The organism is Arthrobacter sp. GmRoot5-12 (genome assembly GCF_059739365.1).
Window position 1 is genome coordinate 4019254 of record NZ_AP046056.1, and the last position, 19767, is coordinate 4039020.

Annotated in this window: 18 protein-coding genes; 13 read left to right on the forward strand and 5 right to left on the reverse strand. The window is 66.9% G+C overall.

What is annotated here, in order from left to right; translation table 11 throughout:
* The first annotated feature begins 4 nt into the window (after positions 1 to 4).
* From AC6JAM_RS18660 to holA, 3 genes are all read left to right on the forward strand, one after another.
* Positions 5 to 916 (forward strand): ComEA family DNA-binding protein, encoded by a 912-nt coding sequence (locus AC6JAM_RS18660; protein ID WP_497935531.1) that lies wholly within the window; start codon positions 5 to 7, stop codon positions 914 to 916.
* Positions 917 to 1146: 230 nt separating this feature from the next.
* The gene (locus AC6JAM_RS18665) at positions 1147 to 3030 is read left to right on the forward strand and encodes a ComEC/Rec2 family competence protein (RefSeq protein ID WP_223991579.1); all 1884 of its coding nucleotides are present in this window, start codon (positions 1147 to 1149) and stop codon (positions 3028 to 3030) included.
* Positions 2964 to 3980 (forward strand): DNA polymerase III subunit delta, encoded by a 1017-nt coding sequence (gene holA, locus AC6JAM_RS18670; RefSeq protein ID WP_018769283.1) that lies wholly within the window; start codon positions 2964 to 2966, stop codon positions 3978 to 3980. Before AC6JAM_RS18665 ends, holA begins: the two co-directional genes overlap by 67 nt.
* A gap of 75 nt (positions 3981 to 4055) precedes the next feature.
* On the opposite strand, the gene rpsT is transcribed toward holA, so the two are convergent.
* The gene (rpsT, locus tag AC6JAM_RS18675) at positions 4056 to 4316 is read right to left on the reverse strand and encodes a 30S ribosomal protein S20 (protein WP_018769282.1); all 261 of its coding nucleotides are present in this window, start codon (positions 4314 to 4316) and stop codon (positions 4056 to 4058) included.
* 169 nt (positions 4317 to 4485) lie between these two features.
* Entirely contained in the window at positions 4486 to 5037 is a 552-nt protein-coding gene (locus AC6JAM_RS18680) for a type II toxin-antitoxin system PemK/MazF family toxin (protein WP_497935533.1), read from the reverse strand.
* Positions 5038 to 5213: 176 nt separating this feature from the next.
* On the opposite strand from AC6JAM_RS18680, the gene lepA reads away from it, so the two are divergent.
* A complete protein-coding gene (gene lepA, locus AC6JAM_RS18685; protein ID WP_026265766.1) occupies positions 5214 to 7070 on the forward strand; it encodes a translation elongation factor 4 in 1857 nt (618 codons plus the stop codon).
* A 25-nt stretch (positions 7071 to 7095) separates the two neighbouring features.
* Positions 7096 to 8325: a radical SAM family heme chaperone HemW gene (gene hemW, locus AC6JAM_RS18690; RefSeq protein ID WP_018769279.1), complete on the forward strand. Its 1230-nt coding sequence runs from the start codon at positions 7096 to 7098 to the stop codon at positions 8323 to 8325.
* A gap of 23 nt (positions 8326 to 8348) precedes the next feature.
* Here the strand turns inward: hemW and AC6JAM_RS18695 are convergent, their stop codons facing one another.
* Positions 8349 to 8759, reverse strand: coding sequence for a DUF4870 domain-containing protein (locus AC6JAM_RS18695; protein WP_018769278.1), 411 nt, complete (start codon positions 8757 to 8759; stop codon positions 8349 to 8351).
* A 119-nt stretch (positions 8760 to 8878) separates the two neighbouring features.
* Positions 8879 to 9730, reverse strand: coding sequence for a DUF3097 domain-containing protein (locus AC6JAM_RS18700; protein WP_018769277.1), 852 nt, complete (start codon positions 9728 to 9730; stop codon positions 8879 to 8881).
* A gap of 171 nt (positions 9731 to 9901) precedes the next feature.
* Here AC6JAM_RS18700 and hrcA point away from each other — a divergent pair, with 171 nt between their 5' ends.
* From hrcA to AC6JAM_RS18715, 3 genes are all read left to right on the forward strand, one after another.
* Positions 9902 to 10915, forward strand: coding sequence for a heat-inducible transcriptional repressor HrcA (hrcA, locus tag AC6JAM_RS18705; protein WP_018769276.1), 1014 nt, complete (start codon positions 9902 to 9904; stop codon positions 10913 to 10915).
* 87 nt (positions 10916 to 11002) lie between these two features.
* Positions 11003 to 12130, forward strand: coding sequence for a molecular chaperone DnaJ (gene dnaJ, locus AC6JAM_RS18710; protein ID WP_056390413.1), 1128 nt, complete (start codon positions 11003 to 11005; stop codon positions 12128 to 12130).
* Between the two features lie 2 nt (positions 12131 to 12132).
* Entirely contained in the window at positions 12133 to 12912 is a 780-nt protein-coding gene (locus tag AC6JAM_RS18715; protein ID WP_488314596.1) for a 16S rRNA (uracil(1498)-N(3))-methyltransferase, read from the forward strand.
* Here AC6JAM_RS18715 and AC6JAM_RS18720 read toward each other — a convergent pair.
* Positions 12899 to 13816: a GerMN domain-containing protein gene (locus AC6JAM_RS18720; protein WP_497935534.1), complete on the reverse strand. Its 918-nt coding sequence runs from the start codon at positions 13814 to 13816 to the stop codon at positions 12899 to 12901. The two genes, AC6JAM_RS18715 and AC6JAM_RS18720, sit on opposite strands and share 14 nt — an antisense overlap.
* Positions 13817 to 14221: 405 nt before the next feature.
* Between AC6JAM_RS18720 and AC6JAM_RS18725 the strand changes: the two genes are divergently transcribed.
* The 5 genes from AC6JAM_RS18725 to AC6JAM_RS18745 all read left to right on the forward strand — a co-directional run bounded on the left by AC6JAM_RS18725 (position 14222) and on the right by AC6JAM_RS18745 (position 19735).
* Positions 14222 to 15310, forward strand: coding sequence for a PhoH family protein (locus AC6JAM_RS18725; protein WP_144599755.1), 1089 nt, complete (start codon positions 14222 to 14224; stop codon positions 15308 to 15310).
* Complete coding sequence (gene ybeY, locus AC6JAM_RS18730; RefSeq protein ID WP_018769271.1) at positions 15307 to 15780, forward strand: rRNA maturation RNase YbeY; 474 nt, start codon at positions 15307 to 15309, stop codon at positions 15778 to 15780. Before AC6JAM_RS18725 ends, ybeY begins: the two co-directional genes overlap by 4 nt.
* Positions 15777 to 17108: a hemolysin family protein gene (locus AC6JAM_RS18735; protein ID WP_018769270.1), complete on the forward strand. Its 1332-nt coding sequence runs from the start codon at positions 15777 to 15779 to the stop codon at positions 17106 to 17108. The genes ybeY and AC6JAM_RS18735 overlap by 4 nt, the downstream gene beginning before the upstream one ends.
* Positions 17092 to 18051, forward strand: coding sequence for a GTPase Era (gene era, locus AC6JAM_RS18740; protein WP_497935536.1), 960 nt, complete (start codon positions 17092 to 17094; stop codon positions 18049 to 18051). Before AC6JAM_RS18735 ends, era begins: the two co-directional genes overlap by 17 nt.
* Positions 18052 to 18148: 97 nt before the next feature.
* Entirely contained in the window at positions 18149 to 19735 is a 1587-nt protein-coding gene (locus AC6JAM_RS18745) for an LCP family protein (RefSeq protein ID WP_497935537.1), read from the forward strand.
* The last annotated feature ends 32 nt before the right edge of the window (positions 19736 to 19767 follow it).

The following is a 19767-nucleotide window of genomic DNA, read 5'->3' on the forward strand; positions in this document are numbered from 1 at the left end:
AGCTATGTCACGCCGGGATGCTGGAGCAGCAGGTCAGCAGGCGCGCCATGTGAGGGCGAGGCTCCATGCCACCCTGCGGGAGGGACCTTCCGGGCTCCTGCAGGACGGGGCCGGCCCCGACGGTTTTGAGTACCGGGGTTCCGGTGACGCGGGCGGAGACAAACCCGGCAGTGGCTCCGGAGCTGGTTCCGGTGTGGCGCCTTCGCTCCGGTGGCGGGTGGGGCTGCGCGTCGCCGTGCTGCTGGCTGTTCTGGCCGTGGCCGCGGGAGCCTGGTTTTGGTGGCAGGCCGGGGCGGCCGCGCCCCAGGTCCTGCCGTTGGGCGGCACCGGTTCCGGCGGCGCATCAGCAGCGGCCGGTGACAGTGGTTCCGTCCAGGGCGGGGCCCCAGCCCCACCGGATTCCGGCAGCGGGCAGGGCGGCTCCGCGTCAGCGGGGACGGTGGTGGTGCACGTTGTTGGCGCCGTGGCCAGACCCGGTGTTATCCGGCTGCCGCACAGCAGCCGCGTTGACGACGCCATCGCTGCGGCGGGCGGTGCGACTCCGGACGCCGACGTCAACCGGCTCAACCTTGCCCTCGTGGTGGAGGACGGCCAGAAAATCCACGTTCCGCGGCAAGGGGAACCCCAGGCCTCCGCGGCCGGTGCCGCAGGTCCGGACGGCACTGGGTCAATGGGTGCTGGTTCAGGCACTGCGCAGCAGGGGACGGTACCCGGCCAGACCGGCGGAAAGGTCAACCTCAACACCGCGGACGCTGCCACGCTGGACACGCTGCCAAAAGTCGGGCCGGTCCTGGCCCAGCGGATCGTGGACTGGCGGAAGGAACACGGCCCCTTCAAGAGCGCGGAAGAACTGGACGCCGTCGACGGCGTGGGACCAAAGATGCTTGAGGCCTTGCTCCCGCTGGTGACGGTCTAGGGACGGCCGTGGGAGCGAATTCAGGAAGGGGAGGCCGGGACAAGGGTCAGGGATGGAATGCGCCCGATCCCGGCGGCGGAAAGCAACGGCGCAGTCCCTGGCACCGCTTCATCGAATCCGCGGTGAATGGCCCCGGCCTGGAACCACAGGCTCCGACGCCTCCAGGCGCAACGGAAGCCTCCGGGACCCCTTCCCCGCCTTCGACACCGGCCCACCCACGGACCCCCTGCTTGCCGGCCACCGGGCACCGGCCGCTGCAGGGGCACTGGACGCGCGCCGTGCACCACGTGCGCCAGCGGGTGGCCGATGGCGGCAAGGCCCAGGAAAACGCTGATACCAGTCCCGCGGAACCACGACGCCGCACGGACCTCCGCCTTGCCCTTCCGGCATTATTGGTATGGACCGCCTCAGTGGCCGGGCTCTGGCTGCCGCCTGCGGAGCTTGCAGCACTGTGCTCCGCACTGGCGGCACTTGGCGGCCTCCTCCTGGCCCGCGCGGCCAGGCATCGCACGGCACGAACTGCGCGTCCCGCCGTCGGCCACCAGGAACGGGCCGGGCCGCCCCGCGCCACCGGACGCAGCTTTCCCGCCGCCCTGGGCGTCTCCCTGATGCTGGCCGCTGCCGCCGCAGCCCACGCTGCAACGTCGTCAAGCCAACGGTTCGAGGGTCCCCTCGCCGACGCGGTCACTGCCGGCAAGTCCGTCGTCGCCATTGTGGAGGTGGCCGGAAACCCAAGGGCCATGGCAGGACCGGGCGGGTCGGCGGGACGCTGGGCAGTTCCGGTGTGGACGCAGGAAGTGACCACCGGCGGCATGCTGGTGCGGACACGGGCGCGGCTCACCATCATGGGCGGGCAAGGCTGGGGCGGGGTGGTTCCGGGGCAGACCCTGCGCGCAGCAGGAAAGCTGCGGCCGGCGGAGCCGGGGGACCAGGACGCGGGAACCCTGGCCGCCTCCACCGCCCCCGGCAAGGCCATGGGAGGCTCGCTGCTGGAGGGGGCAGCGAAGGAGCTTCGGGCGCGCTTCGTTTCCGCCGCGGTTTTCCTGTCACCCGATGCCCGCGGACTCCTTCCGGGAATGGTCACCGGAGACACCAGCGCACTGGACGAGGGACTGGACAACGCCATGAAGGCTGTGGGCATGACCCACCTAACGGCGGTCAGCGGGGCAAACTGCAGCCTGGTGCTGGGGGCCTTGCTGCTCCTGTGCCGCCGGTGCCGGCTGCCGCGTGCTCCCGCTGCGGCTGGAGCACTTTGCGGCCTGGCCCTCTTCATAGTCCTGGTGGGACCGGACGCCAGCGTCCTGCGGGCCGCTCTCATGGGTGCCATCGGGGTGGCCGCCCTCGCGGGCGGACGCCCAGGGCGCGGACTGAGCTTCCTGTGCCTCGCCGTCATCGGCCTTCTACTGGCCGAGCCTGCCCTTGGCACCAGTTTCGGATTCCTGCTGTCCGTCCTTGCCACGCTGGGGATCATTCTCCTGGGGCGGCGGATCGTCGCCTGGATTCCCGCAGCGGTGCCCCGGTGGATCGCCGCCGCCGTTGCGGTTCCGCTGTCCGCACAGCTGTTGTGCGGGCCCGTCATCGTCCTCCTGCAGCCCCGGTTCGCCACCTATTCGCTGCTGGCCAATGTCGTGGTGTCACCCCTGGTGGCGCCGGTGACCCTGCTGGGAACGGCAGCGGTGCCGCTGGTGGTCCTGCTTCCGTGGGCCGCCACGTTTCTGATCGCTGTGGCTGGAACGTTCAGCGCCGGCGTCGCCGCCACCGCCAGGTTCACGGCGCAGCTGCCCGGCTCCGCCCTGCCCTGGCCTGAGGGAGTGCCCGGGCTGCTGTCGATGGTGCTGTTGTCCACCGTTACCCTGGCGGCCGTGTGGGCAGTGGTCCGGCCCCTGCGGTTCGCCTGCCAGGTCCGGAAAGCGCACGCCGTCACGGTGGCACTGATCGGGCTGATGGAGCTGCGGCTGCAGCACATCCGCCGCAAGGGCAGCTTGGACCGCGGGCGCAGACGTGGCAGGCTGGGATACTGCAATAAAACCTCCGGAAGGGACCTTGGATGGCCGTCGCGCAAAAGCGGGCAACACGCTCCCCGGCGTCGAACACAGCCTCCTGGCGGGACGTAGCCCCGGCCTCGATCGTGCTGGTAAGCGGCCCGGAAGAGTACCTGGGCATCAGGGCCATGGACAGGATCCGCTCACAGGTCAGGGCGGCCGCGCCGGACGTCGAATTGAGCCGCATCAACGCCGCCGGCTATGACGCCGGCACCCTGACCATGCAGGTGAGCCCTTCACTGTTCGGTGAGAGCAAGCTCATTGAAGTGGAGGCCGTGGAAGGGATGAACGACGCCTTCCTGGCGGATGCCCTTGCCTACCTGCAGCACCCGGAACAGGACGCCGTCGTCGTGCTCCGGCACGCCGGGGGAGCACGCGGCAAAAAGCTCCTCGACGCCGTTAAGAAGGGTGGCTGGCCGGTCGTTGACTGCCAGCCACTGAAGAAGGATGCGGACAAGGTCTCGTTCGTCATGGCGGAGTTCAAGGCGGCCGGGCGGCGGATCAACCAGGACGCCGTCCAGGCGCTGGTGAATGCCGTGGGGGCCGACCTTTCGGAACTCGCCGCGGCGTGCTCGCAACTGATTGCCGACGCAGGGAGCACCGTCACTACTGAGACCGTGGACAAGTACTACGGCGGACGGATCGAGGCCACCGCGTTCAAGGTCGCCGACGCCGCAATGGCAGGAAACGCCCCCGTGGCGCTGTCGACGCTGCGCCACGCCCTTGCCACCGGTGCTGACCCGGTTCCGCTGGTGGCAGCCCTCGCCTCGAAGCTAAGAACTGTCGCACGGGTGGCCGGCGCCTCCGGATCGCCCGCGCAGATCGCGGCGGAACTCGGGATGCAGCCCTGGCTCGTGGAGCAGGCACAGCGGGACGTCCGGCGCTGGACCCCGGAAGGCCTGGTCCGGTCCATCCAGGCCACGGCGGAGGCTGATGCGCAGGTCAAGGGCTTGTCCCGGGACCCCGTCTACGCCGTCGAACACGCTGTGACGGTGATTGCCATGTCCGTCCAGGGCAGGTAGGCCGCAACGATTAAAAGCGTGTGGCCGGTACCTTGCGGTACCGGCCACACCATCAGTTCGTGGGAACTGGAAACCTTAGAGTGCGTTGACCTTCTTGGAGATCGCCGACTTGCGGTTCGCTGCGTTGTTCTTGTGCAGAACACCCTTGCTGACAGCCTTGTCCAGCTTACGGCTGGCAGTAACGAGCGCAGTAGTAGCAGCTTCCTTGTCAGAGGACTCAACGGCGGTGTTGACGGCGCGGATGGCCGTCTTCAGCTCAGACTTGACTGCGTTGTTGCGCAGGCGTGCCTTCTCGTTGGTCAGGATGCGCTTCTTCTGGGACTTGATATTCGCCACGTGTGAACTCTCTTTGTAATGCGGAAATGGTCTAGAGGGCTTTCAGGCTGGCCTTGACTGAGCGGCGTGGGGATACCTATGGCGGCCAGCCATCAGTGACCGTCGACCTGCACGGACACACAGCAATAAAGAATAGCAGGTCAGCGGCGGCACTGGCCATTTGGGTTGGTCAGGTCCAGCCGTGTCGCCGGCGCAGCCCGGCCGCAACTTTCTCAAACCGCGCCGCGTCCAGCACGGCGCCCTCCCGCCGGATGCTGTCAGGGCGGATCTGCAGGATACGGTCCAGGCGCACTTCACTGGGCCTGCCCTGCTTGTCCCAGTCCCCGGAACCGAGGTCCACGTAGTCGCCGGACGTTGAACCGGCAGGCACCCTGTCCCTGCTGGTCAGCATCAGTCCCAGGAGGAACGGGCCGTTATGCCCCACCAGCAGCACCGGCCGGTCCTTCCCCTTGCCGTGGTCCTCCTCGTAAGGGACCCAGGCCCACACCACATCGCCCGGATCCGGGTCGCCGTCCGGCTGCGGTGCATACCGGACGGCGGACCGCCCGCGGTAATCACCGGGATACCCGGACCCGGCAGGACCTCCGCCGGGAGCCTGAGGCATGGCCCCCGCCCGGCGGTCCCGGCCGGGGCCCGGGGCCGGCGGGGCGGGCCGCCGTTTCTGCAGCATGCGCAGGCCGCGGCGGACGGCGTTTCCCAGGGAGCGGAGATCAATGACCATGCGAAAAGCCTATCGGCGGTGGTTCGGCATGGAACTGCCGGGCGGCGCCCTGCCCGGATGCGGTCCGTGCGTCCCGGACGTGGGACACTGGATGTTCAAGACGTGCAGCTGTTCCGCAGGCGCCTATGGCGTTGCCCGGCGGGTGGCTGCTGAAAAGCCAACAGTAAGGACCCTGCGTGTCTCCCATGGCCCGCACCGCACCGGTGCCCGCCGCGACAGATCCGGCAATCATTCGGAACTTTTGCATCATCGCGCATATCGACCACGGCAAGTCCACGCTGGCTGACCGCATGCTGCAGTCCACCGGTGTGGTCCAGGCGCGTGACATGAAGGCCCAGTACCTGGACCGGATGGACATCGAGCGGGAACGTGGCATCACCATCAAGTCCCAGGCCGTCCGCATGCCCTGGGAGGTGGACGGCGTCAGCTACGCGCTGAACATGATCGACACGCCCGGCCACGTGGACTTCACCTACGAGGTATCCCGGTCACTCGCGGCCTGCGAAGGCGCCATCCTGCTGGTGGACGCGGCGCAGGGCATTGAGGCCCAGACGCTGGCCAACCTGTACCTGGCCATGGAGAACAACCTCACCATCATCCCGGTGCTGAACAAGATCGACCTTCCGGCGGCGCAGCCTGAAAAGTACGCCGCCGAGCTGGCCAGCCTCATCGGCGGCGATCCCGAGGACGTCCTGCGCGTATCCGGCAAGACCGGCGTCGGCGTCGAGGCCCTCCTGGACAAGATCGTCCGCGACCTGCCGGCGCCGAAGGGCAACCCCGATGCCCCGGCCCGTGCCATGATCTTCGACTCGGTCTACGACACCTACCGCGGCGTGGTCACCTACGTGCGTGTGATGGATGGCATGCTCCATCCGCGTGAGCGCATCCAGATGATGTCCACCAGGGCCTCGCACGAGCTTCTGGAAATCGGTGTCAGCTCCCCGGAACCCACACCGTCCAAGGGGCTCGGCGTCGGTGAAGTGGGCTACCTGATCACCGGCGTGAAGGACGTCCGGCAGTCGAAGGTGGGCGATACCGTCACCAACCTGGCCAAGCCGGCGGCGGAGTCCCTCCCCGGCTACGCCGATGCCAAGCCCATGGTGTTCTCCGGCCTGTATCCGCTGGACGGCGCCGACTATCCGGTACTCCGCGACGCCCTCGAAAAGCTCATGCTCAACGACGCCGCGCTGGTTTACGAACCGGAAACCTCGGCTGCCCTCGGCTTCGGGTTCCGCGTGGGCTTCCTGGGTCTCCTGCACCTCGAGATCACCCGCGAACGCCTGGAGCGCGAATACAACCTCGACCTCATCTCCACCGCACCGAACGTGGAATACGAGGTGACCCTGGAGGACAAGAAGGTGGTCCGGGTGACCAACCCCAGCGAGTACCCCACCGGGAAGATCGCCGAGGTACGCGAGCCCATGGTCTCCGCCACCATCCTGGCCCCCAACGAATTTGTCGGCGCCATCATGGAACTGTGCCAGTCCCGCCGCGGCGTCATGGGCGGCATGGACTACCTTTCCGAGGACCGGGTGGAAATCCGCTACCGCCTGCCGTTGGCGGAAATCGTCTTCGACTTCTTCGACATCCTGAAATCCAAGACCCGGGGCTACGGCTCGCTGGACTGGAAGGCCGACGGCGAGCAGGCCGCCGACCTGGTGAAGGTGGACATCATGCTCCAGGGCGAACAGGTGGACGCGTTCAGCGCCATCACGCACCGGGACAAGGCGTACGCCTACGGCGTGATGATGACCGGCAAGCTGCGCGAACTGATTCCCCGCCAGCAGTTCGAAGTGCCCATCCAGGCCGCGATCGGTTCCAGGATCATCGCCCGCGAAAGCATCCGCGCCATCCGCAAGGACGTGCTGGCCAAGTGCTACGGCGGTGACATCTCGCGGAAGCGCAAGCTGCTGGAGAAGCAAAAAGAAGGCAAGAAGCGCATGAAGATGGTGGGCACAGTGGAGGTGCCGCAGGAAGCGTTCATCGCCGCCCTGACCACCGACGAATCGAAGGACAAGGCCAAGAAGAAGTGACCACCGCACAGCGGGGGACCCGCTGATGCCCAGCGTTCTTCCCCTCGGCGACCCGGCGCCGTCGGACGGTCTGCTGCCTGCCCAGGCAGCGGACGGTGCGGCGGCCCGGGCTTTCGGGTTGTACGTCCACATCCCGTTCTGCGCTGTGCGCTGCGGCTACTGCGACTTCAACACCTACACCGCCACGGAACTTGGCGGCGGAGCGTCCCAGGACGCATACGCCCAGACCGCCGTGTCCGAGGTGTCGCTGGCGGCTGCTGTGCTGTCACGTTCAGGGCTGCCGGACCGGAAGCTCAGCACCGTCTTCTTTGGCGGCGGCACGCCCACGCTGCTGCCGGCCGATGACCTCGCCCTGATCCTCCGGGCCGCCATCGACCAATGGGGCATTGACGACGGCGCCGAGGTCACCACCGAAGCCAACCCCGATTCCGTCACGCCGGAGTCCCTTGCCGTCCTCAAGGACGCCGGGTTCACCAGGGTGTCCTTTGGGATGCAGTCCGCGGTTCCGCACGTGCTCAAGGTGCTGGACCGGACCCATACGCCCAGCCGGGTGCCGCAGGTGGTGCAGTGGGCGCGCGAGGCAGGACTGGCTGTCAGCCTGGACCTGATTTACGGGACGCCGGGGGAGTCGCTGGCCGACTGGCGGCACTCCCTCGAAACGGCGCTTTCCTACGGGCCGGACCACATCAGCGCCTACGCGCTGATCGTTGAGGAGGGCACCAAGCTGGCCGCGCAGATGCGCCGCGGCGAAGTCCCGGGAATCGACGACGACGACCACGCCGACAAGTACGAGCTCGCCGACCAGCTGATCACCGAAGCCGGACTTGGCTGGTACGAGGTCAGCAACTGGGCGCGGACTCCGGAGCAGGCCTGCCGCCACAACCTCGCATACTGGCGGGGTGACGACTGGTGGGGCATCGGCCCGGGCGCGCACTCACACATGGGCGGGGTCCGCTGGTGGAACGTCAAGCACCCGTCCGCTTACGCGAACCGGCTGTCGCAGGGGCTTTCGCCCGCCGCCGGCAGGGAAACCCTGGACGCGGAAACAAGGAACCTGGAGCGGGTCATGCTGGAGGCCCGCCTCCAGTCGGGACTGGATGTCTCAACGCTGAGTGCCGGGGGACGCCACGAGGTGGCCGGACTGATCGCAGCCGGCCTGGTTGATCCTGCTGCCGCATTCCGCGGACGCCTGGTCCTGACCCTCAAGGGCAGGCTCTTGGCAGACGCAGTAGTCCGCCGCATCCTGCCGGACTAGAGCCGGCCCGCGGGCAGTTGCCCTTACTTGATCCAGCGCAGGTTGTACTGGTAGCGGTGCGGCTGGCCCCGGTTGACGTGGATCCCTGCCGCGACGGAGAAGCACGTGAGCGCCACCCAGATCAGCGTGGCAATGACCGCGAAGATGTTCCCGACGTAGGGGACGAACACCAGGATGTTGGCCAGCACCGCGGCGATGGTGGGCGGCAGGCTGAAGTTCAGCGCTTCCTTGGATTCCTGGGCGGTAAATGGCCCGCGGTCACGGAAGATCAAGTAGATCAGCAGCGAGGGGACGCACCCCAGGATCCCGCCGAAGTGCGCCAGCGTCGCCCACTGGCGGTCTTCGCTGGCCGTAAGCGGCAGGGCGTTGGCGGGGACGCCATGGTACTCGGAACGGCCCTGGCCGTCCCTGTGATCACGTGCGTTTTCTGCCACAGTCTGTTCCTTCGAAGGTGCAAGTGGTGCTGACTACAATTCCGGCGCGGTGCGCAGTGCCTCAGGAAACAAGGAACCGCACTACCAAGAATACTGGTTCCCGGGACGCCGTCCGCCCTTCACGGCACGGTCAGGAAATCGATGACTTCCTCGACCCTGCCCAGCAGCGACGCTTCGAGGTCCGCGTACGTGCGCACGGCGCCCAGCAGCTTCTGCCATCCCAGGCCGACATCTTCCTTGGTGGCGTGGGGCCAGCCGAAGGCTTTCAGGATCCCCGTCTTCCAGTCCTGCCCGCGGGGCACGGCCGGCCATTTGTCGATGCCAAGGACAGCGGGCCGGATCGCCTGCCAGACGTCCACGTAGGGGTGACCGACGATCAGGACGTTGCCTGCGGCGCCCGGGGAGGCCATGACGGCATCCGCGATGCGGGACTCCTTGGAGTCAGGAACCAGGTGGTCCACCAGGACGCCAAGACGGCGGCCAGGCCCCGGCCTGAAGTCCGCGACGGCTGCGGCAAGGTCGTCAATGCCGTGCAGGGGCTCGACGACGATGCCCTCCACCCGGAGGTCGTCTCCCCAGACCTTCTCCACCAGTTCGGCGTCGTGCTTGCCTTCCACCCAGATCCGGCTGGCCTTGGCCACCTGGGCGCGTTGTCCGGCGACCCGAACGGACCCCGAGGCCGTCCTGCCCGCCGCGGGACCGGCAGCGGCCGGCCGGGGGGCGGGTGGCATCAGCCGGATCGGCCGGCCCTCCAGGAGGAAGCCGAACCCAAGGCGGAAGGTACGCGATTTTCCCCTGCGGTCCTCCAGCGCCACCACATGCATGCCGCCGGATTTCTCCACCCGGGTCACGGCACCCACCCAGCCTGACTGCACTTCCTCGAGCACCATGCCGCGCTCCACGGGGACCTCAGGCAGTTCCGTCCGTGCGGGAGCGGATATGCCGCGTGGGCCCCAGTTCCGGTAATCCATGGATTTGATCCGCCTAGCGCTAGTGTTCAACTCCGCAATTTCGCCCGGAGCGGTACCAATGCTAACAACGGGCCGAGGCATAATAGACTGTTAGCACTTAGGCATGTCGAGTGCTAACCCTGGGTTGCATCGGGAGGGGCATGCGCCCCGAACCATGGATGGAGGTGGAGAGTGAGCGAGCCACGCAAGCTGGAAGTACTGCGGGCCATCGTGGAGGACTACGTCCACTCCCGCGAGCCGGTTGGGTCCAAGGCCCTGGTGGAGCGGCATCATCTTGGTGTTTCCAGCGCCACCATCCGCAATGACATGGCCGCACTGGAGGACGAGGGGCTGATCACCGCCCCGCACACCAGTGCCGGCCGGATTCCCACGGACAAGGGCTACCGGCTCTTTGTGGACCAAATCTCGGCTGTCAAGCCGCTCTCGGCCGCCGAACGCCGCGCCATCCAGTCCCTGCTCGAAGGCGCGGACGACCTCGACGACGTGCTGGAGAGGACCGTCCGGCTGCTGTCGCAGCTGACCAACCAGGTTGCCGTGGTGCAGTATCCGCACCTGAGCAGGGCACTGGTCCGGCACATCGAATTCGTCCTGCTCGCCCCGCGCAAGGTCCTCGTCGTCCTGATCGCCAACAGCGGCAAGGTGGAGCAGCGGGTGATCGACGTCGGGCAGGACCTTGGCGACGACGCACTGGCTGAACTGCGCACCCGGTTCCTCGGTGCACTGGGCGGAACACCGCTGCGCCAACTGGCCCAGGCGCTGCCCGCCGTCGTCGCCGCCACCCCGCACCCGCAGCGGCAGGCGGCACACGCATTGGCGCTCGGGCTGGAGGGCCTGGCGCAAAACAGCCGGGAGGACCGGATGGTCATGGCCGGCACCGCCAATCTGGCCAGGTCCAACGTCGACTTCCCCCTCAGCATCGGCCCGGTGCTCGAGGCGCTGGAGGAACAGGTGGTGATGCTGCGGCTGTTGAGCGAAATGGCCCAGGACCACCGCGGCGTCGCTGTCAGCATCGGACGGGAGAACCCGTACGACGGCCTTGCCGAGGCCTCCGTGGTGGCCACTGCCTACGGTCCGGACAGCTCGGCGAAAGTAGGCATCCTCGGGCCCACCCGGATGGATTACCCCACCACCATGGCCGCCGTCAGGGCAGTGGCGCGCTACCTTTCCAGGATTTTGGGGCCCTGACTCTTGGCCGCCGGAGCGCGCTTCGGCCGGAAAGCAAGAGCTGGGCCGCCCAACTGAACGCAGTACAACAAGGAAGAGATACGAACTTTGAGCAGCCACTATGACGTCCTTGGAGTCTCACCCGAAGCGACGGGTGAAGAAATCAAAAAGGCCTACCGCAAGCTGGCCCGCACCCTACACCCGGACGTAAACCCCGGTGCGGACGCATCGGAACGGTTCAAGGCAGTAACTCACGCCTACGAGGTGCTTTCGGACCCCCAGAAGCGCCGGATCTACGACACCACCGGCAATGAGAACGGCACCGACAACGGTTTCGGCGGCGCAGGCTACGCGGGCCAGGGCTTCGCGTTCCAGGACATTTTCGACACCTTCTTCGGCGCCGGCGGCACGTCCGGTCCCGCTTCCCGTGTCCGCCGCGGCCAGGATGCCCTGATCAGCGTACGGATCGACCTCCGCGACGCCGTATTCGGCGTGAACAAGAAACTCGAAGTGGACACCGCCGTGGTCTGCCCCACCTGTGACGGATCCTGTTGCCGCCCCGGCACCCATCCGGAACGCTGCGACATCTGCGGCGGCAGCGGACAGGTCCAGCGGGCCGTCCGCTCCATCCTCGGCCAGGTCATGACGGCCGCCCCCTGCGGCACCTGCGAAGGCTTCGGCACCGTCATCAAGGATCCCTGCAACGAGTGCAGCGGCCAGGGCCGTATCCGCAGCCGCCGGTCGCTGACCATCAAGGTCCCTGCCGGTGTGGCCACCGGAACCCGGATCCAGCTCTCCGGCCAGGGCGAGGCCGGCCCCGCGGGCGGTCCGGCCGGCGACCTGTACGTGGAGATCCGCGTCAACAATGACGCCACCTACGTGCGGGAGGGCGACGACCTGCACGCCACCCTGCACATCCCCATGACGGCAGCCGCCCTGGGCACGGATGTCAGCCTGGAAACCTTCGACGGCACGCAGGAGATCGACGTCAAGCCCGGTACCCAGTCGGGGGAGATCATCACCCTGCGCGGCCTCGGCGTCACCCACCTGAGGGGCTACGGCCGCGGCGACCTGAAGGTCCACCTCCAGGTGGACACCCCGGCCAAGCTCGACCCCGCGCAGGAGGACCTCCTGCGCCAACTGGCCAAGCTCCGTGGTGAACAGATCACCGAGGGCAAGCTCGCTGCCAGCGGCGGCATGTTCGCCAAGCTCCGGGACCGGCTCGGTAACCTGTAGCGGTGAGCAACCCCGTCTTCTTCACGCCCCCCGGTTCGCTGGCCGGTATGGCGGCCGGCCAACTCTTTGTCCTCGACGGGGCGGAGGCGCGGCATGCCGTCACCGTCAAACGGCTGTCTCCCGGCGAAGCGGTGGACATCGTCGACGGCGCCGGCACCCGGATGACCGGGAAGGTGGTGTCCGCCGCTCCCTCCGCACTCGAGGTGGAATGCGGGACGCTGACCGTCGAAGACAGGCCGGACGTCCGGCTGGTGCTGGTCCAGGCCCTCGCCAAGGGGGACCGCGACGAGCTGGCCATCGAGACGGCCACGGAACTGGGCATCGACGCCGTCATACCCTGGCAGTCCGAACGGTCAATCGTCCGCTGGAAGGGCGACCGCGCGGCCCGGGCCCATGCCAAATGGGAATCCTCAGTGGCCGCGGCCGCCAAGCAGGCACGGCGCGCCTGGATCCCCGAAGTGCGGTCCGCCGTCGACACTGCCGGGCTTTCCGCTGCCGTGGAAGCTGCCGACCTCGCTGTCATCCTGCATGAGGACGCCGTTCGGCCGCTGCGCACCGTCCTTGAAACATGGCAAGGGAAAGCAGGCTCCGGACCCCGGGAAATCCTGCTCATCGTCGGTCCGGAGGGCGGCATCAGCCAGCGGGAGGTAACGAAACTCTGCGATAAGGGCGCCGTGACCGCCCTCCTGGGGCACCATGTCCTGCGGTCCTCCACGGCCGGCCCGGCCGCCGTCGTGCTTGCCAGCGACGTCCTTGGCCGGTGGACGGCTACCGGACCTTAAAGGACCTCGTGTCCTCGTTCCGGTCCGGTTCCCCGCCGGAGCCGGCCTGGGCCACCCGCAGCATGTAATCGCCCGGCGGAAGGTTCAGGGCCAGGGTGAAGACGCCGGCCTGCCCCTGTTCGGACGCAGCCGTGGTTTCACCCGCCAGGAACGGTGCTTTGCTGCCGCCGTCCGTAGACTGCAGGATCTGCCAGCGGAGCTTCGCCCCGGGCGATGTGCTGCGGCCGGTGATCTTCACGCTCCCGCCGGGCACTTCGGCGTTCTCCTGGGGATCAATGATCCAGACGGGCGCCATCAGGCCCGCGGCGCGGGTCATCAGGGCCCCGAGCTGCACTTTGCCGAAGGCCACGTAGTCCGTGTGGCCGTCCACGAGGATCCGGACCCGGATCTGCTGGCCGGTGTCGATCAGGCCCGAACTGGCGGCGGCAGCGGTTGCCGTGTAGATCAGCTGCTGGATGGCCCGGGCAGCCATGTCGGCATCGAGGTTGCTGTTGAAAGCGTCCGAGGAGACGTCGACGGTGATGACGTCCTTGCCGGAGATTGAGGTGGCAAGTTTGTCCGGGTTCTGCCAGGGCGTGAAGAAGTCAGGGTCCAGCGGCTTTTCCGACATCATGGCCCGCAGGGCGCGGGTGACCGGGTTCTCCTGTTCAGGGACGTCGCGGAATTCCCGGTAAAGAAAGATGTTCCCGCCGCTGCGGCCGATCCAGTAGACCGGCGCCTTGTTGGAGGACTGTGCGGTTTCCAGCGGGGCGCTGGTGGACAGCGTGTCCGGCATGGTGCCGCCCGTTGCCGGCACCGAGGCGATGGTGCCGGTGGGTGAGGGGCCGCCCTCGGCCGTGCAGCCCGCAAGGACCGGAACCAGGACCAGGATTCCTGCAAGGACGGCGGGGCGCAGACGGCCCATCGGTCGTCCTGCCCTTTCGGGCGCAGAGGTTTCCGGCACTGTCCTGCCCTTGTCCTTTCCTGGCGTGGCGGGCCGATCCCCCTGGCGGCCTGGTGTTCCAGCAGATGCTGGATTTCCAGCATTGCACAGCGGCGCGGCCGCCCAGCCGCTCTTTGCCTCCGCGGGCACAACTGCAACGGGAACGATATGAGGCCGATATGAAGTTGATACCTAAGGACGTCCCGGCACCCTCCGGACGGGTTGCAGCCGCTGCTCCATGGCGGCCCGGTATCCGGCCCGGCCCCGCGCTGGCGTAAGATAAAGGGATCGCTGGGGCCAGGAGCACCGTCCAACGGGCGCCGGCATCAGCGAACGCAAACATAGATGTCGATCTTCGAGGGGACCACGGGCCTGCGGGCCAGCACCATGACTGAATCAGCAAATGGTAAGCGCCGGCTCAATACGGGCGAAGGCAGTCCGGGTGAATTCCCGCACTCCCTGCCCGGCACCCGGACTGAAGTAGTCCTCTTTGAGAACTCCGACCAGATGGTTCAATCACTCGGCAGCCATGACGAGGCGTTGCGGTTCATCGAAGAGCAGTTCCCGGCCGTCAACTTCCATGCCCGGGGTAATGAACTGTCCATCAACGGCCCCGCCGGTGATGTTCCCCGGATCATGCGGCTCCTGCAGGAAGTCCGTGGCCTGGTGGCCCGCGGCACGGTCATCACTCCTGCTGTGCTGCAGCAGCTGGTGTCCCTCCTGCGCACGCAGTCACTGCAGAATCCCGTGGATGTGCTCACCCACGACATCCTCTCCAGCCGCGGCAGGACCATCCGGCCCAAGACGCTGAACCAGAAGAACTATGTTGACGCCATCGACGCCAACACCGTGATCTTCGGCATTGGTCCGGCCGGCACCGGCAAGACGTACCTGGCCATGGCAAAAGCCGTCCAGGCGCTGCAGCAAAAAGAGGTCAGCCGGATCATCCTGACCCGCCCCGCGGTGGAAGCGGGGGAGCGGCTTGGTTTCCTCCCCGGCACGCTCAGCGACAAGATCGACCCCTATCTCCGGCCGCTCTACGACGCCCTGCACGACATGATGGACCCCGAATCCATTCCGCGCCTGATGGCGGCCGGCACCATTGAAGTGGCACCCCTGGCCTACATGCGCGGCCGGACGCTTAACGACGCCTTCATCATCCTTGACGAGGCGCAGAACACCACGCCGGAACAGATGAAGATGTTCCTCACCCGGCTCGGTTTCGGATCCAAGATGGTGGTCACCGGAGACGTCACCCAGGTGGACCTGCCGTTTGGGACGCGTTCCGGGCTGCGGATCGTTGAGGAAATCCTGCAGGGAATCGACGGCGTGAGCTTCTCGGTCCTGGATGCCGCCGACGTGGTGCGGCACCGGCTGGTCGGGGACATCGTCAACGCGTACAGCATCTGGGATGAAGCCCAGCGGAGCCGGCTCAAGCATTCAGCCGGCCGGGAAAAACGGGGGGAACACGCGTGAGCATCGAGGTGAACAACGAGTCCGGCGTCCAGGTGGAGGAGTCGGAGCTCGTGGCACTGTCGCGGTACATTTTTGAGCAGCTCTACATTCATCCGCAGGCCGAACTGTCCATCCTCCTCGTGGATGAGCCGGCCATGGAGAAGCTGCACATTGAACTGATGGACGAACCGGGTGCCACCGACGTGCTCTCGGTTCCCATGGACGAATTGACCCCGGGAACGCCCGACCGGCCCACCCCGCAGGGCATGCTGGGTGACATTGCCATCTGCCCGCAGGTTGCAAAGGTTCAGGCCCGGAACGCCGGCCACTCGCTGCAGGACGAGATGCTGCTGCTGGCCACACACGGCATCCTTCACCTGCTGGGCTATGACCATGCCGAACCGGAGGAGAAGGCAGAGATGTTCGGGCTCCAGCGGGAACTCCTGTCCGGCTTCACGGGCAAAGAAGCACCTGCAGAGACGACCCAGTGACGCAACTGCTCCTGGTCGCGGTGGCATTGGTTTTCCTTGCCGTCGCGGCCCTGCTGACAGCGGCCGAGGCCGCCTTCAGTTTCCTTCCCCGGCACGACGCCGAAGATGCTCTGCACAGGAGCCGCGGCACCGCCATGCGGCGCATCCTTGCCGAGCCCGTGGCCCACACCCGGGCGCTGCGCTTCTGGCGGGTGTGGTTCGAGATGGCCTCCGCGGTGGCCGTCGCCGTCCTGATCTCCAGCCTGCTGGACAACGTGTGGCTTGCCGGCCTGGTGGCCACCGGCATCATGGCCCTTCTTGGGTTCGTGATCGTGGGCGTTTCGCCCCGCCAGCTGGGCAGGCTGCACTCCACCGCCGTTGTCCGCTTCACTGCCCCGATGGTCCGGTTCCTCACCAGCGTGCTGGGACCGATTCCCGGCTGGCTGGTGGCGTTGGGAAGTTCGGCGGCCCCCGGGGCGCCGGGCGGCGACGACGCGTTCTTCAGCGAACAGGAGTTCCGGGAACTGGTGGACCGTGCCAGCGAGTCCGACATGATCGAGGACACCGAAGCGGAGATGATCCAGTCGGTCTTCGACTTCGGCGACACCCTGGTGCGTGCCGTCATGGTTCCCAGGACGGACATCGTCAGCATTGACGCCGGGTCCAGCCTGCACCAGGCGATGTCCCTGTTCCTGCGGTCCGGATACTCGCGGATCCCCGTCATCAACGAGAACACTGACCACATCCTTGGCATCGTGTACCTCAAGGACGTTGCTGCAGTGATCCACCAGCTCCGTGCGGACCAGGAGCCGCCGCTGGTCGAGTCGCTGGCCCGCGAGGTGCGCTACGTGCCGGAGTCCAAGCCTGTGAGCGACCTCCTGCGTGAACTGCAGAAGGAGTCCACGCACGTTGCGATCGTGATCGACGAATACGGCGGCACCGCCGGACTGGTAACCCTCGAGGACCTGATCGAGGAGATCGTCGGCGAGATCGTCGACGAATATGACACCGAGAGCGCGGAAGCCGTCGCGCTGGGGGACGGTTCCTACCGGGTCAGTGCCCGGATGGGCATCGACGATCTCGGCGAGCTCTTCGACCTGGAAATCGACGACGACGAGGTGGACACCGTGGGCGGCCTCCTCGCCAAGGCACTTGGCCGCGTCCCGATCGTGGGCAGCAGCGTGGAAGTGCAGGGCGTATCGCTGCGTGCGGACCGGCTTGAAGGCCGGCGGAACCGGGTCAGCCACATCATTGCGGCGCCGGTACCAAGAGTAGAGACTGACCTTGAAGGCCTCCTGGAAGAGGCCGAAGCAACCCAGCAGGGAGTTCCACGTGAGCAAGAAAAATAAGGCTGCGGCCACGGACGACTTCGGCGGATTCCGCGCCGGATTTTCGGTGCTCGTCGGCAGGCCCAATGCGGGCAAGTCCACCCTGACCAACGCGCTGGTGGGCAGGAAGGTGGCCATCACGTCCGCCAAACCGCAGACCACGCGGCACACCATCCGGGGCATCGTGCACCGCGAGGACGCCCAGCTGATCCTGGTGGATACTCCGGGCCTGCACCGTCCCCGCACCCTGCTCGGCAAGCGCCTGAACGACCTCGTCGCGGATACCCTCGCCGAGGTGGACGCCATCGGATTCTGCCTGCCGGCCAACGAGAAAATCGGCCCCGGCGACAGGTTCATCGCCGCCCAGCTTGCCGCCGTCGGCCGCAAACCGGTGATCGCCATCGTCACCAAAACTGACCTCGTGGACAAGCAGGCGCTCACCGAACAGCTCCTTGCGGTGGCGGCCCTGGGCCGCGAAGTAATGGGGGAGGACGGCTGGAAGGACATCGTTCCGGTATCCGCCACTGACGGCTTCCAGGTGGAAACAGTCGCCGACGTGCTGATCAGCCACATGCCGCCGTCGCCCCCGTTGTACCCGGACGGCGAACTGACGGATGAGCCCGAGGCAGTCATGGTGGCGGAACTGATCCGCGAAGCTGCCCTTGAGGGTGTCCGGGACGAGCTTCCCCATTCCCTGGCCGTGGTGGTGGAGGAAATCGTTCCCCGGGAGGACCGGCCTGACGACAGCCCCCTGCTTGATGTGCGCGTCAACCTCTATGTCGAGCGGCCGTCCCAGAAGGCCATCATCATCGGCAAGGGCGGCAGCCGGTTGCGTGAAGTCGGGACCAACGCCCGCAAAGGCATCGAAGCCCTCCTGGGCACGCGCATCTACCTGGACCTCCACGTCAAGGTGGCCAAGGACTGGCAGCGCGACCCGAAACAGCTGGTCAAGCTGGGTTTCTGATCCACGAAAAGAACGTTCGCAGGAGTGCGGCAGGCAAGTTTTCCAGGCTGGACCACTAAAATGGACCGGATTCTGTATTTAGAGGAAGGTTCACGACGTGGGTCGAGGCCGCGACAAACGCGACAACGGGGCTGACCTGTCAGCCGGACCGGGACCGGTATCCCGCCACGCGAACGGCGGCGCCGTAGGTGCCGCCCGGCACCTCGGTACGCTGCGCGGGATGCCCATCTGGCTCAAAGCCGTCACGGGTGTCATGGCGCTGGTCCTCGTGGCAGGGATCGCGTTTGCCGGTTTTTGGTTCCTCCGGCTGCAGAACAACATCTCCAAGGCGCCGCTGAATGCCGGCGGCGAAAGCACCGAATCCCCCGGGAACGATGCCACGGGCCGGCTGCAGATCCTGATCCTCGGCTCGGACACCCGCGACGGAAAAAACTCGCAATACGGCACAGCCGACGATTCCACGGGCTATGGCAAGTCGGACGTGATGATGCTGATGGACATCTCCGAGGACAACAAGCGCGTCAACGTCATCAGCTTTCCGCGCGACCTGCTGGTGGACATTCCTGACTGCAAGGACAAGAAGACCGGCAAGGACTATCCTGCCCGCACCGGCGTCATGATCAATGAGGCCATGAGCGAGGCCGGCATCGGCTGCGCCGTGGATACCGTCAACAAGCTCACCGGCATGCAGGTGGACCACTTCATGATGGCCGACTTCAACGCCGTGAAGGAACTTTCCAACGCCGTGGGTGGTGTGGAAGTCTGCATCAGCGACGCCGTCTACGATCCTGATTCCCGGCTGCGGCTGCCGGCCGGAACCTCGACCGTGCAGGGCGAGATGGCGCTTGCCTTCCTCCGCACCCGCCACGCCTTTGCCGACGGCGGCGACCTTGGCCGCATCAAGGCGCAACAGGGCTTCCTCTCGGCGCTGACCCGCAAGATCAAGGACGATGGAACCCTGTCCGATCCCGCGAAGATGCTGAAGATCGCGGACGTCGTAACCCAGAACCTGACAGTGGATGACGGCCTTGCCTCTGTCCCCACCCTGCTGACGATCGGCAACCGGCTCAAGAACATCGACATCGGCAAGGTCGCGTTTGTCGCGGTGCCCACCACGCCGGCACCCATCGATCCCAACCGGCTGGTCATCGCCGAACCAGCGGGCGCACAGCTCTTCTCGGCAATGCGGAAGAACGTGGACCTCACCGACCCCGCCGCGCCCACCACGCCGTCACCCACTGAATCGGCAACCCCGTCCGCGGCCCCTACTGAGACAGCCCCGCCGGTGCCGCCCTACAACAAGGCCATCCAGCCCGTAACCGTCGCCAACGGAAGCGGCGTCGCAGGCCGCGCCCAGGAAATCGTCCAGGCATTGGTGTCGGGCGGCTTCGCCCAGACGGGCCAGTTCCTGGCCCAGCCCGTGGCCAAGACGGCAGTGTATTACGGCAACGGCTTCGATGACGTGGCAGCAGATGTCGCTGCCATGCTGGGGATTCCTGCCACCCTGATGATTCCGGCTCCCGGCGTGACCGGCGTACAGGTTTACCTCGGCAGCGACTTCACCACCGGCACCGCCTATGAGGCCGGCAGTCCTGCCGCAGCATTGCCCCAGGACATCGTCAACCAGACCGCCGGGGACAAGGTCTGCCAGCAGGCGAATCCCGAACTGGTCGTGCGCCGGTAGCGACGTTCCATGCCTTGGTACAGCTGCAGGCA